The 15050-nt window shown below is 23.0% G+C and carries 14 protein-coding genes; 2 read left to right on the top strand and 12 right to left on the bottom strand.

Going from position 1 to position 15050, the window contains the following annotated elements; genetic code table 4:
- Positions 1-59 precede the first annotated feature (59 nt).
- The 9 genes from SCORR_RS03280 to SCORR_RS03325 all read right to left on the bottom strand — a co-directional run bounded on the left by SCORR_RS03280 (position 60) and on the right by SCORR_RS03325 (position 10334).
- On the bottom strand, positions 60-2699 hold the full coding sequence (locus tag SCORR_RS03280) for an endo-beta-N-acetylglucosaminidase (protein ID WP_094049104.1): 2640 nt from the start codon (positions 2697-2699) through the stop codon (positions 60-62).
- A gap of 1 nt (position 2700) precedes the next feature.
- On the bottom strand, positions 2701-3795 hold the full coding sequence (locus SCORR_RS03285) for a hypothetical protein (RefSeq protein ID WP_094049106.1): 1095 nt from the start codon (positions 3793-3795) through the stop codon (positions 2701-2703).
- Complete coding sequence (locus SCORR_RS03290) at positions 3780-4691, bottom strand: hypothetical protein (protein ID WP_094049108.1); 912 nt, start codon at positions 4689-4691, stop codon at positions 3780-3782. The genes SCORR_RS03285 and SCORR_RS03290 overlap by 16 nt, the downstream gene beginning before the upstream one ends.
- On the bottom strand, positions 4691-5545 hold the full coding sequence (locus SCORR_RS03295) for a hypothetical protein (RefSeq protein ID WP_094049110.1): 855 nt from the start codon (positions 5543-5545) through the stop codon (positions 4691-4693). The genes SCORR_RS03290 and SCORR_RS03295 overlap by 1 nt, the downstream gene beginning before the upstream one ends.
- Complete coding sequence (locus SCORR_RS03300) at positions 5520-6242, bottom strand: ATP-binding cassette domain-containing protein (RefSeq protein ID WP_094049112.1); 723 nt, start codon at positions 6240-6242, stop codon at positions 5520-5522. The genes SCORR_RS03295 and SCORR_RS03300 overlap by 26 nt, the downstream gene beginning before the upstream one ends.
- A 443-nt stretch (positions 6243-6685) precedes the next feature.
- Positions 6686-7444, bottom strand: a complete 759-nt coding sequence (locus tag SCORR_RS03310) for a polysaccharide deacetylase family protein (protein WP_094049116.1) — start codon at positions 7442-7444, stop codon at positions 6686-6688.
- A gap of 161 nt (positions 7445-7605) precedes the next feature.
- A complete protein-coding gene (locus tag SCORR_RS03315) occupies positions 7606-8490 on the bottom strand; it encodes a lipoprotein (protein WP_094049118.1) in 885 nt (294 codons plus the stop codon).
- Positions 8491-8703: 213 nt separating this feature from the next.
- Entirely contained in the window at positions 8704-9282 is a 579-nt protein-coding gene (locus SCORR_RS03320) for a hypothetical protein (RefSeq protein WP_094049120.1), read from the bottom strand.
- A 62-nt stretch (positions 9283-9344) separates the two neighbouring features.
- Positions 9345-10334, bottom strand: a complete 990-nt coding sequence (locus tag SCORR_RS03325; RefSeq protein WP_094049122.1) for an acyltransferase family protein — start codon at positions 10332-10334, stop codon at positions 9345-9347.
- Between the two features lie 193 nt (positions 10335-10527).
- Between SCORR_RS03325 and SCORR_RS03330 the strand changes: the two genes are divergently transcribed.
- Positions 10528-11544 (top strand): alpha/beta hydrolase, encoded by a 1017-nt coding sequence (locus tag SCORR_RS03330; protein WP_094049124.1) that lies wholly within the window; start codon positions 10528-10530, stop codon positions 11542-11544.
- A 6-nt stretch (positions 11545-11550) separates the two neighbouring features.
- On the opposite strand, the gene SCORR_RS03335 is transcribed toward SCORR_RS03330, so the two are convergent.
- The 3 genes from SCORR_RS03335 to glyA all read right to left on the bottom strand — a co-directional run bounded on the left by SCORR_RS03335 (position 11551) and on the right by glyA (position 14229).
- Positions 11551-12525 (bottom strand): hypothetical protein, encoded by a 975-nt coding sequence (locus tag SCORR_RS03335; RefSeq protein ID WP_094049126.1) that lies wholly within the window; start codon positions 12523-12525, stop codon positions 11551-11553.
- 79 nt (positions 12526-12604) lie between these two features.
- Complete coding sequence (locus SCORR_RS03340) at positions 12605-12973, bottom strand: RDD family protein (RefSeq protein ID WP_094049128.1); 369 nt, start codon at positions 12971-12973, stop codon at positions 12605-12607.
- 26 nt (positions 12974-12999) lie between these two features.
- On the bottom strand, positions 13000-14229 hold the full coding sequence (glyA, locus tag SCORR_RS03345; protein ID WP_094049129.1) for a serine hydroxymethyltransferase: 1230 nt from the start codon (positions 14227-14229) through the stop codon (positions 13000-13002).
- A gap of 93 nt (positions 14230-14322) precedes the next feature.
- On the opposite strand from glyA, the gene SCORR_RS03350 reads away from it, so the two are divergent.
- The gene (locus tag SCORR_RS03350) at positions 14323-15030 is read left to right on the top strand and encodes a hypothetical protein (protein WP_094049131.1); all 708 of its coding nucleotides are present in this window, start codon (positions 14323-14325) and stop codon (positions 15028-15030) included.
- The last annotated feature ends 20 nt before the right edge of the window (positions 15031-15050 follow it).

The following is a 15050-nucleotide window of genomic DNA, read 5'->3' on the forward strand; positions in this document are numbered from 1 at the left end:
TAAGCTTATAGGAATTAAAAGGCTTATTTTTAAAAAAATTTAAGTTCTTAATATATAAATTATAGTTTAATTTTAAAAGTTTTAATGTCATTACTATCATTAAATTTATTTATATACTTAATACCAAACTTGAGTTCATCTCCCCTAAATGGGATATTTGGAAAGTAAGCTGCCTTGATTGATGACTCTCCTACTCTATATCATTTATTATCTAAATAATAATATACTTCATAAAAATCAGACATATCATTTTTTGCTTCCCATGATAATCTAACATTAAGATAGTCGTCATTTCTTTTTATGATTGCTTCAGACTTTAATGATAATATTTCATTATTCGGTATATCTATTTTTGCTTTTGATAAATTAAACTCTCCGATATTTAATTTAAAACTTTCTTTTTTAGGGTTTATTCTTAAACCTATCTTTGCTAAAATATTTGATCTGTTAGTAGAAATTTTGTTAAGTGATATTTTATATCAACCATTTTGAAGTTTCACGATTTCATCAGGTTTAATCTCGATTACTTTCTCGTTTTTACCATCAGATGTATAAGTGTTTATAAAACTTAGATCTGCAAAACTATCTAATGTAGAATCTTGATTAGTTGTATTATCGGATGCTTTTAATATAAAACTTAAGCTATAATCATCCTTAGATAAATTTGAACCCATTATATTTCAGTCATATATTTTATTAGTAACTCAAGTAGCATCAGAAATAGAACCATCCATATTTAATTTTGATCCTAGTGCTATTGAGTTTCCTTTTTTATATACATCATAATAATCATAAAAACCATTTAAACCAGCGTTAATTGGTAAATTTTTATATATATCATTTTCTATAAATTTAATATCATAAGTATAAGTTGGTAGTAAATCAGTTAATCTTCTGTTTGTTCATAAATAATTATTTGCTTCACCTATTATTTTGCCATCATTATTTCTATCTATAAATTTAACTCCATTACCTAAAGAGAAGTTTGATTTAATTGATTTTTGCTCATCAAGATTTTCATCATTTAATGTAGTAAACTCCTGTATTATGTTTCCAATTCCAAAACTTTTAGAAATATAACCTTGATTTTTTTCAAAATCATATAGGTTGTTATATACATTATCATCGTCAGGAACTGATTTTCCAGTATCGATTCTAGGGTCAGCCATTATCATTGTTCGAATGTTACTATACCCTAAAGAACTTATTCCATTATCATTTTCAGATAAATCTCCGTTTAAACCAGAAAACATATAACTTTCATATTGATTAGCAACTTGTTGTGCATATACATATGAATTCATTCTTTGTTTATAGTCAGAAAGATCAACATTTTGGTTAGCAATTTGAAAAGCCTGGCTTCCATATTCTCCAGAACCAGAACCAGAAAATGAAGATAATGACTGGTAATTTTCTTTATCGTAATTAGAACCTTCTACATTTTCATCTTTTTTTGCATATACAAAGTTTCTTCAATCAAAACTTCCAATATAACCATAACTTAATGCAAGATCAACAAGACTATGTACTCTATTTTTATTTATATTATGTTTTTGAATATAATTAACATTGTTATTTGGAGTAACTCTAAAGTCAGTTTGTATTATATCAGCATACTCACTATTTTTTGCAAATTCTCCATCACTTGGAACTCCATTAGTTGCATTTAATGTACCACCGTCTTTATAATATAATATCTTTAAATTTTTTATGACATCATTATTGCTAGATTGAGTTTTTTCTTTATATTGTTTCACAACATCATACGCATAGTTAGCTGGTGTAACTGTTCCATTTGGTCATCCACCATTAGCTTCATCATTTAAGAATCAACCATCAAAACCGTAATTAACTGCCATATCAATTAATATGTCAACAATTTTATATGTACCATCATTATTTTTTTCAATCAAATCTTGCATATCATTTCTTGTTAAACCACCATAAGCAGAAAAGAACATTAAACCAAAAACTGGAGTACCATTTATATGACCAGCCTCTATTACATCAGCTGCTGGTGGTGATATATTACCGTGTTGTCCTCAATCAAAAATATAGTCTCTATATTGAAAATTAGAAATAGATTTTTCAAAAATATTTTTTGTTCCCATATTAGTTGCTTGAAATGAACCATTAATTCTTGAATGATCTCTTATATCACCAAAAGATATTCTTTCATCTTGACTACTAACAGCTTTTAGTGCAGTTTTTGTTCGCTTTTGTATTTTTTTTGCTGAAACACCATATTTATAATCAATATCACTTGGGTTTTTTCAATCTAATATTGTATTTGCACGTAAACCTTTTCGAGCTTTTGAAGTTACACCAAAATCAGATCAAAAATTTCCTGATGAATAAATTTTATTAATTGGAGAACCGGTTACGGCTTGTTTAGTTAATGATGCTTTTTCTTTGAAATTAGTATTTAATACATCATAATCAAAATAACTTCCAATAAATTCAGGTTTTACTTCTTGATCACTATCAATAAAATTAATGTTATTAGAATTAGTTAATTGATAGCTATTATCTACAGTTGGAACATCAATGTCATATCCTCTTGAGTCATTTGCTCAATCAAAATCTTTAAGTGATGATAGATAATTTTTAGTTGATGTTTCTCCTATATTACATGACGTAACTGTAATTGTTGTAGAGAATATTGAAATTGAAAGTAGAAAGTTTATTAATTTTTTCATTTTAGTTCTCTCCTAATAAAGTTTTGTACTTTTCAAAAGAAGTATTTGCAAAGTCATTAGACTGTTCACAAAGTCTTAATAATGGGTTACTTATTAACTTTTCTTTTTCATTAATATTAGCATTCGAATATCTTGGGTGGACATAAAAATTAAATGAGAAATAGAAACCATATCCAACTATAACACTTTCTGACTCTGGTCAAATTTCAATATAGTTAATAAACATATTGAAATTTGATGCACAGAATAACATATTTTTCATACTAGTGTCTAATAATGGAACTTTATTTTCTTCTGTTTTATCACTGTTATAAGTGGCGTTATACATTAATTGAGCATAAATTTGAACTAAAAATGTACCTGCTAATAATTGCATTATTTCACCATTACCATATAGATATTTAATATATATAAATGTTCTTCATTGTAAAAATTGATTAGACTTATTTGATTGATTAGAAATTGATATTTTTCTATTTAAAGGTTTTAAATTATTTCCTGTAGCACTTATTACCAGGTTTACATTACTTTCTTCTTCTTTTCCTTTAAAGAAAATAGCACCGTCAAGGTCAATTTGACTATTTAATAACTGAATTGTTTTCTCATTTGATAAGCTAACCTTAAAACTATATCCCAAGTTTTTTAAATACTTAAAATTATATATTTGTATAAATTCAGTTTCACCTAAAGTTGATGAAACTACTGAAGTTCCATTAACCGGTGTATCAGGATCATTAACATATGGAAATTCAAAATCAAAATAAATCATATCCTTATACTCGTCACCTTCTAAATCTAATTGTTCAAGTGGTGTATAATGTCATTCTAAGTCAAGATCATTATTTTGGTATCATTTTTCTGCTTCGGCTAAAACATCATCATTGAAAGATTTAATATACTTAGCTGTTTTTTTTGAATTTTCTAATAATAAATTTTCTCAGTTTCCTAAGAACTTAGAGTTTGTTCCAGGGTCCCTAAAACTAAATAACTTAGATAATTCATTTTGAAAATAACTTTTTGTAGAACATGATACTAAATTAAATGTCATTATAAAAATTAATATAATGGCATTAAAAAATATTAAAGTCTTTTTCATTTTTTCACCTTCACAATCACATTACTGTAATTATAATTAATTGCAGTAATAATAAATATTTGAAATGCAATGATTGGTAATATTAAATTATAATTTTTAAAAAATAAATCTACTGATAAATTTATAATGATTAAGTTAATAAAATCTAAACTTGTTTCTATATCAATATAAAAGAAATACAATAATCAAGTTAAATATTTTTGCGGTACCAAATAACCAAAACCTAAAATACTATTATAGAATTCTGAATTATTTGGGTCTATTAATTGTTCTGATCAAATTAATGTAACAGTTAAAATTAATATATTTAATATTTGAGCTGTTATACCATTTTTTAAATAATTACCAATGGTATAACCTATAATGAAATTCAAGATAAATGAAAGTAATAAAGTAAATGTAATTCCTACAACTCTTCTAAATGTTACAATAGTGCTAATTACATCCTCTTTAACTAATTCGCTATATGAAGAAGCTTTAAGTGCATTTAACATAGACCTATTTATAAAAAACAAATCTAATAAAGATGTAACTACAATAAATAATAATAAAAATATAATGTTTAAAATTATGAATATTGTTATTAATGAAATAATAATATAAGATTTCTTTAATTTAAAAATATTTAAATATTTATTAAACATTGTATTATTTCAATCAAATATTAATGAAGTGGCAAAAAATATTGAAAATATTGAAGGTAAAAATAATTTATTTAACATTATTGCTGGATTAATAATAATTTTGTCAAAATTATTATTATACAAATATGAAAATAAATAATAAATTATAGGTAATAATAACATAAATACATATAACTTAAATGATTTAAATACAGATTTAAAAGTAAATATAATTAATCTAATAAAACTATTTTTTGAAGTTAAACTATTCATTAGTTCTTTGTCCCCCAAATAAATCTATACTTAATTATCAAAATAAATATTCCAACGATTAACAAAGAAATGAGCAATGGAACCAAAATATTATTAAATGATATAAATAAATTACTAATATTATTTGTTGATAATATTTGTTGTATACCATAATTATCAATAAATTGATATGAAGTTATCATGTATATAATTCATACGCAATATTTTATAGGGTTGAAATATTCTATTATTGAAACTGAGGTAATTTTAGATGTTATATGTGGAATAATAACTACATCACTTAAAAAAACAATATATGTTAAAACACCAATGCTTACTGTTATATTAAGTATCTTGCTTCTAAAAAAATTTGTAAATACTATAAACATTAGTAATGCAACTATACTCATCAATAAAGAAGAAAATATAAAGTTAATTCAGATATATCAATCAATGTCTTTAAAAAGTAAATTATAAGAAATAGGAAACGACCTAATTGTACTTGTTATTGATACTGCTAGTATGGTTGAAGCTATAATTGAAATTAACGAAAATATTATATTAATTAATATCATCACAACTGTAAAATTAATTTGATTTAAATTTATACTTTTTATTTTTTTTAAAAAGTTTGTAGACTTCCATTCACAAATTAAAATAGATAAATAAAAAGGGACAATTAAGCAACCAATTGATAAGAATCCAAACATTTGAGGAGAATACACAACATTAAGAATTATAGTTGACCAAACTCAGTATAATAAAAAAGATATTGCACAAGGTATAAGTAATGAAACTATATATATCTTAATATCTTTAAGAATTAATTTGAGTAATAACGGAACTAGATTATATGTTTTTTTCAACTTTATCATTAGCAATTACCTCTTCAATATCTTCTCCAAAATAACTTTCTAAATAATTTTTTATACTTTTTTTAGTTCTAAAAACCTCTTTTAAAGTAATATCATCGCACAACTTACCATCTTTTAAAACAATAATTCTGTCACATAAAACTTCAATCTCATCTGGAATATGAGAAACAATTAATAATGTTTTATCAGTTTTATTTTTTATTTTTTCAAAATATTTTATTAGTTTTAGATGAACTTTTAAATCCAACCCAGTTATTAATTCATCAATAACAATAAATGTTGGATTATCAATAATTGCTATAAAACAATTTAATCTCTGTCTTTGACCTAAAGATAACTTATTAATATCTATCTTTAATATTTCAGATATTTCAAAGATATTAAAAATATCATTTACATATTCATCTTTCTTTCAATTTCTTCCTTTGAAAAATTTTATAAGATCAATTGCTCTAGTTTTTGGCGGTCAATTACCTTCTTGAAATTGAATTCCAACTACTTTAGATATTTCATCAGTATATTCAATACTACCAGAAGATTGTTTTTGAATACCACAAATAATCTCTATTAAAGTTGACTTACCTGAACCATTTGCCCCAATTATTGCAATGTTTTCACCTTTATTAATATTAAATGTAATACCATCTAAAACTGTTTTTTTACCATACTTTTTTCCAATTTCATTTAAACTAATCATTTTATTCCCCTACTATAATAGACATATTTTAATTATATATGACTATCTATGACAAATAATCTAGTAATATGTTTTATAAAATATTTTATTAAATTTATAATTATTTTAAGACTTGTTATTAATTATTTTCTTATTTTTTACTTTTCTTATTAATCCAAAATACATATAATAAATTAATTCATATATATAAAACATTAAAGATATTGAAGTATTAACTTTCATGTATAGAAATGAATTTAAGTAAAAAAATATAAAGAACATAAAGCATAAGAAAAAATATAGGTTAACTATCACTATAATTACATTAAACGTTAGTTGTATCTTACTTATATTTTTATCAATCTTATTAATAATTATTAACTTAGTTAATCAATAAATTGATCAAATTAAAAAAATAATTGATGTTATTAAACCTATAATTTCATATATATTAAAGTAATTCATTAGAATGCTAGATCTCCATAATTCATATAATATTTTTCACTTTTGTTATTAAATGTTGCAAAATTATAGCCTTTATCAATAAGTTTTTCAATTAATTCAGGTAAATATTCTTTAACAAACTCATTTGAATGCATTATCAAGATATTTTTTTTCTCTACATTATTTAAATATCTTTTAATAATTTCATCTTTACCATACTTTGTAAAATCTCAATCACCGCTTAAATAACCACCTATCAATTTATCCTGATTAAGTTTTGTTAATGCATCATCTATCCCAGAATAAAACTGTAAATATGGCATTCTAATTGGAATGGAAGCATTTATAAGTTCACTTGAAGTATTTCTTATTAATTCATTAGTTTTATTTATTTCATCAACTAATTTTTCTGATTTCATAACATACTTACTATGAGAATATGTATGATTTCCAATATATGACCCGTTTGCTAGTATCTTATCAAACAATGGTTTTATATCACTTTTATTATTTTCTATATTACCGCCAACATAAAAAAATGTACCTACAACATTATATTGAATTAATATATTTAAAATATCTGTATCATTTTCTAATGAAGGTCCATCATCAAATGTAAGCATACAAACTTTAGATTGTGATTCCAACTTATTAACAACATATTTTTTATCACTCTTTATTTGAAATAACATAAAAGAAATAAAGAATGTTATTAATATTAAACACATTGAAATATAAGGAATAATTTTGAATAACTTTTTTTTATAACTAAGTTTCATTTATACCTCTTATATCTAGTTTAAAATATTTTATCATACTTTAACAGTATTCAATAAATCAATACTTTTGTTTAGTAATTACTAAAACTACTTTATCAAGAAATATTATTTATAAAAATAAAAAAAGTTTTATTTGAATAAAACTTTTTTGTTTTTTTTGATTATGATATTGTTATTTTTTTACTGAAAATTTTAGTACTAATACTTTTTTTAATAGTTTTATTATTTGAGGTTGTTTGACTTAGATCAAATTTATAGATAAATAAATCAAATGTATTTGCTCCTTTTGTACCTTTAATTGTCACAATATGCCCACTACCAGTAAAATCACTTTTATCATAATTAGATTTAAAATTTTCTGCATCTTTAAAAATTTCATTAAATTTAGTTGTAAATGAATTGAAAGGTTCGATTGATCTTGATTGTGGTTCTGTCATATAAATCATACTTCCCTCAAAACCATCTATTTCATATGTTACATTTTCTTCTTCTGTAGGATTTTCAGTTAGTTTAGCAGTATCTTCATAACTAACTGATAGTTTTTTGTCACTTATTTGAAGTGCTTTTTTTTCATCACTATTATCATTTATTATATTAGTAATTTCAATTTCTTCAGCTGTTTGTAAATAACTGATTATATCAGAATCTGTTTTACCTTCTTTATATTCTAATTGTTTAATAACTGTTATTGAAAAACTAGTATCAACATCACCATACTTTACTTTAACTTGCGTAGTTCCAGCTTCTTTTGTATTAATTGTTAAATTAAATTCCCCTTTTTTCTCAGCATCTTTATCCATACTACTTATTACTGTTGCTATTTCATCGTTTGAGTTTTCAACACTAATAACTGAGTCTACTTTTGGATTATTTACTTTAACTTGCAATATTTTTTCAATGTTTACATCTAATTCTTGATTATCTATTCCGACTATTGTAGTCTTACTTTCTTCTTTTGAACTATTATCATTCCCACAAGAAATAACAGTTGAACTAGTAGTAACAACCATACTTATTGATGTTAAAATTCCTAATAATTTTTTCATATAATCCTCCGTGCATAAATGCAATATAATTATATAATATTAAAAAGTAAATATAAACTTTCTCATATAAGTAAAAATTGAGTTATCTTATAAAAATTATTTAATAATGGGTTTTTAATAAGCTAAAAAATAAATTAATATTTCTAAATAATTTATATTTAATAATAATATTTCTATATACTTATTAATTTTATAAACAATGTCCAATATTAATTAAATATTAATTGTTTTAGAATATATTTTTGAACAATCAGATAAAACTGAACTTTTTTCATTAATTATAGTTACTTTTGAAATAACTTTTGTTATATTAATATCAAAACTTGTATCTCCTTTATAACCAAATATTGATGTAAAATAATATGTATATACTTTTTCTTCTTCGTTCAAATCAACAATTTCTGTTCCATTTAGATCTTTTAATTCTGTAAATAAAGCCTTAAAATCATCTGAAAGATAATTTTCACCTGTATCAAAATTACTTATAAATAACACGCCTTCAATATCTAGTTTTCAAAATAGTATAAACTCATTAAAACTTTCGCTTGGAATAATATATTCTTCACCCAACTTATTATTTTTATTAACATTTAGAGTGCCACTTTCTGAAGCTATTATTATTTTTTCACTATCCTTTAATAACGAAATCAAATCACTATCATTTTTCCCTTCAACATAATTTAATTGATTTACGTCATTGGTTTTATCATCACAAGAAATTACACTTAAAGTTAGACCACCTGATACAGCAATTAAATTGAAACTTGTTAATATAGTTAAAATCTTTTTCATAAATTACCCTTTTATTCTTTCCAATTTAATTATACTAATTTATACAAAGGTTACCTATAAGTTTAATAACTTAAAAACTTTTTATTTTTCTTATTTAATAAATTAAGTTTCTTAGAAATAAAAATAGAGCTTTTATTTATTGGTTTAACAAGTAATAAAGCAAACAAAATTGAAAATAAAAATGTTAACATTGCTAATATAAATATTTGTAATTGAATATCTAAAAAACTAATATATTTTAATAAATATTTATCGTTAATTTCTTGAGCTAAATAATGATATAAATAAACATATAGCATTGAAGAACCTAAATAATTTAATAACTTATTATTAAACGGTTTTAATGAAACTACAATTATAAAAACTAATATTGAAAATATAGCGTTTAATATACCTATTTGTTTATATACAAAATCATAACTAGTATCTAGATTTATGAATACTATTAGTATTCATAATAAACTAACAATTAACAATATTAAAACAAATTGAAAGATATTAGATAACTTAAAGTGCATTTTAATAATGCCGCCAACAATATATAATAAAACCATTGCAACAATATTAGTGATTCCAAAATATTGACCATAAAAATAATTACTTGTAAATTCAAGTATCATATATAGTACCAAAACACATATTAATAAATAGTTTTTATTAAAACTATGTAATATTTTATTTAATATTGGCATTAACAAGTGAATAACTAGTAGTGCTCAAATATACCACCAATCTCTACCACCAAGCAATAAATGAATAAATGGAATTTTATCTCTTGTAAAGGAATATATAATACAAGCTAAAATAAAATTTATGATTCAAGATATTAAAATTGTAATTATGAAACTGCTGTTATTATATCTTTTAGTATCAACTTTTAAATAACCGGTTATTAGAATAAAAAATATTGTCGCACCAGTAACTCATGGGCAGAAATACTTAAAATATCAAACATCACTATATGACATATTATAAATAGGTCCTGCTTGGTGTAATAGAATAACAAATAATGACATTACAATTCTAAGAATTTCAATATTACTATTTTTCATAAACTTACCTTTATCTATATATAATATAATTTTTAATATTATTGATAATTATAATAAAAATTATAAATATTAGATATAAATAACTCAAATTTATTTAAGTTAATTTTGTTTATTGCTAAGTAAACTTATATAATAATTTATAATTAATAAGATAAGAAAGAAAGAGCTTTGTTCTATAAAATGAGGGATAATTATGTCTAATAATATGAAAAGGTATAAATACAACATACTAAGAGTATTACTTACAATATTGTTATTACCCTACATTTTAATAAAATCAAATAAGTATTTTAAGTCTTTTAAGGATTTTTGTTATACATACCCTAAGTTTGGAAGGTATGAAGGTAATAATGAATACTATAAACAAATTCCAACTGATACAAATACATTAGAATACCATTATTGAGATTTAAAAAAAATGAATATAAAAATTAACTCTTTTCAAAAAAATGAATTAGTTGAATTTAGTTTAGAAACAAAAAAAGGAACTATAAGTTGTTTAAAAGCACAAGTTAATAATTCAAATAAATGAGCAATTGGTTTACATGGATGGACTGAAGATAAATATTTAGCACTTAGACTTGTGCGTCATTATTATGAAAATGGATATAATATTTTAACTTTTGATGCTTACGCGCATGGAAAAAGTTATGGTAAATTTACTGATATAGGTTACTCTTCAATCGAAATGATTGATGAGATAATAAACTTTATTTCTAAAGAAAATGAAGTTAAATCAATTGGGTTAATTGGAAATAGTATGGGTGCTTCAACATCAGTTTTTTACTCACAAACTGGTAAGTATAAAAATAAAATTAATTGAGTGATATCAGACTGTGGATTTAGTAATATTAAATTACAATATAGATACTACATACAAAATAACCTATTCAAAAAACCTTGATGATTAATTAGCCTTGGATTTATAAAAAAATTTAGTAAAATAACAAAAACAAATCAAAATAAATATAACTTATTAAAACTTATGAAATTAAATTCTACAACACCTATTTTATTTGTTCACGGTAAAGGAGATAGTTTTATAAGTTATGAAATGAGTTTGGATTTATATAATTATAAAATAAAAAAAGAAACATCAATACTTAGTGATTTATGAACACCAGATGGGTCTAAGCATGTTTATTTGATAAGTGACTACCATAAAGAGTATTTAGAAAGAACTTTAGTGTTTTCTAAATCAAATAATTAAAGTTATTTAATAAAATTTATAATTAAAACTTCCTGTTATATATTTTGATTCTTCTTTTGCAATTAAATCAATTGATTCATAGTACGCTTTATCATTATCACCAATATTATTTTGGCTATTTTGATTATTATTAGGATCTAAATTGTATTTAATTATAAAATCAACATCATTTTTTAAGAAGTTATATTGTTTATAATTGTCAAATGCATCAATTACTCATTTATTTAAATCGTTTCTACTAAATGGGAACTGTGGTCTTTTGGTATTTTGTAATACTGATTGTGCAAACTTATTTATGTTTAAAACACTAAAATCAATATTATAAACATTGCCATTTACTAATTGAGAAGTTGCTTTTGATTTCATATCAATTTTTGCCCCTTTTATAAAGTGACCATCAACAAGATACTTAGCATCATATTCAAAGTAAACATCATTTTTTAGAAAACTCTTTATATCAGTATATTTAATTGGTCTATACCATAAAGCTAATAATTCTTCTGCTTCATCAACTGTTGTTCCAGTTGTTAAATGCGTTGGTTTTCCTTTTTCATTATATAAATGTGAATAATCTGTAATAAAACTTTTTGTCTTACCTTTAACTTTCCTATTATTTTTAGTAGCTTCAAAATAAAACTGTATGTTTGAAAATAACATTTTTGAGTCAAACACATAACCTGGTGTTGTATTACTTTTTAATGTAATATCAAAAACTAAAGTTGGTAAATCGTCAATTATTTTAAGAGTTTCAAAATATTCGACTAATCTTTCATCAAACTTCTTATATATATCATCAAGAGTGTTAACTCCACCTTGAAATTTAAAATCACTTACATCCATATTTGCAAGATCAACTGTATCATAAAGTGGATTACTTTCTTGTGTTTCATTATCATCAATAATAAAACCGCATGATACAGTAGAAATTAAAGATGATGATAGTGCAGGAACTAATAATAATATACTTAATAACTTTTTCATATATACCTCTAATATTGTATTTATTATAAACTTATTTGATTATATTTATTAATATTAGTATTAATCAATTTAAATTATATTAATATTTGTATTCATCAAACTCCGTTTCATCAACTATATATTTTTTATTACTTTTTTTAATTTCTATTATTAGGTAATTCTTAGATCATAACTCTGCTAATGTTCCTTTTTTTAAAGATAATCTAATGATATCAATTATTATAACTACTATTGTTAAATATATAAATAATGATAATATCTTAAATAAAAATAGACTAAACTGATTTTTTGATGAATAGACTATATTGAGACTTCTCATTCCTAAACTTTGTTTAGATTTAGAAAAACAATAAATTAAATATATTATATATATTCCAAAAGAGACTATAAAAAATATTATATCTATTAACTTTGACCCCAGTCTACTTCAAAAACCTGCAATTCTCATATAATATTCTCTTTAAATAACATTGCTTAGTATCTTATATTCTCATATATTGGGAACTTTAAGCAAAGTTCATTTACTTCCTTCTTTAATATTTCGATATCCACACTCTTTTTTAATGCTTTTACTATTATATTTCCAACCTTTATAAATTCTTCTTCTTTAAAACCTCTTGTTGTCATTGCAGCGGTACCTACTCTTAGACCAGATGTATTAACAGATGATTCTTGATCAAATGGTAATAATTCTTTATTACAAATTATACCAATTGATTCTAGTATTGATTCAGCTTGTTTACCTGTCAAGTTAAAAGTAGATTTAACATCGAAGTTAATTAAATGATTATCAGTACCATTTGTTAGTACAAAGAAGTTATTATCTATTAATACTTTAGCAAGAGTTTTTGCGTTTTTAATTACTTGTTTAGCATATTCTTTAAAACTAATGTCTTTAGCTTCTAATAATGCTTGTGTTTTACCTGCTATTAAGTTTTCAAGTGGTCCACCTTGTATACCAGGAAAAACAGCACTATCAACTTTCTTTGCATATTCTTTTTTACAAAGAATCATCCCTCCTCTTGCTCCTCTTAAAGTTTTATGAGTTGTTGTTGTAACAACATCAGCTACAAGACAAGGGTTTTGATGTTCTTTGGCAGCAACTAATCCAGCAATATGTGCCATATCAACCATTAGATATGCACCTACTTGGTCAGCTATTTCTCTAAATTTTTTAAAATCTATTTCTCTTGAATAAGCACTAGCACCAGCTATTATCATTTTAGGCATAAAGCTTAATGCCTTTTCTTTTATTTCATTATAATCAATATAATAATCTTTATCACTAACTCCATAGAATTCAAAATTATAAATTTCACCAGATGAGTTTAAACTAAAACCATGAGATAAATGACCACCAGCTTTTAAACCCATTGCCAATACTTTATCACCAGGTTTTAGAAATGCTTTATATGCTGCTGCATTTGCTTGACTTCCAGAATGTGGTTGAATATTAACATGTTCTGCTTCAAATATCTCTTTAGCTGTTTCAATACCAAGTTGTTCGACTTCATCAATAAAGTTGCATCCTCCATAATATCTTTTGCCAGGGTAACCTTCACAATATTTATTTGTAAATATTGAACCATTTGCGATCAACACTGCTTCTGATACATAGTTTTCACTTGCTATTAATTCAATATGATTTTGTTGTCTCTTTAATTCCCCATTAAGTGAGTCAATTAGTTTTTTATCTAGATTCATATTTCTCCTATTTAATATTAATAATTAAATATATATTATCACTATAAACATATACTATTTTTAAAAGTTTGTTATAATACTAAAAAGGTGACTATGAATAAGTTAAAGAAAACAAAAAAAATATTCATTACTTTATTAATGTTTTTTTTCATAACATATTTTTTAAGTTGCATAACTACTAAATTAGTACTCTTTAAAGAGTTTTATAACTACATATTTAACTTTAGTTTAATATTGTTTTTCTTAATTATTATCTCTTTCTTTGCATTCATTATTTCAGAGTTCTCAATAATTATAAAAAAAATGAATGATATGAGATTCGATATTGAATTTAAAAATATGAATAAAATAATGTATTTTAAAAATAATTTAAGAACTTTTATGACTTTTATTAAAATAGCACTACCAATAATTATTTTAAAAATATATTTCTTTTTTAACTCTTATAATCAAGATTATAAAGTTGAACTTTTTGCAACTATTACCTTTTTAATAGTATTGGTAGTAATATTATCTATAATTATTTTTTCATTATTAGTTAGTATGGAATGTATGATAAGAAATTATAATGTATACAATCTTGATTGATCAATATTTAATCAAAATGATATTTTATATTTTGATAGATATATTGTTTTAATAATTGATTATGATTTTAACTATTCAAACCAAGTTTTTACTGAGAATTTACTTATATTTATTAATAGAACTAAAAAAGAAATTGATATTATCACTAATATAAAACAGTCAATATTTCTAAATGTTGAAAAAAAGGCAACATGCCCACCTATCTCTCTTTAGATATTTAATTTAATAAATAA

Origin of the sequence: Spiroplasma corruscae (assembly GCF_002237575.1) — a bacterium.
Classification (GTDB): Bacteria; Bacillota_I; Bacilli_A; order Mycoplasmatales; family Mycoplasmataceae; genus Spiroplasma_A; species Spiroplasma_A corruscae.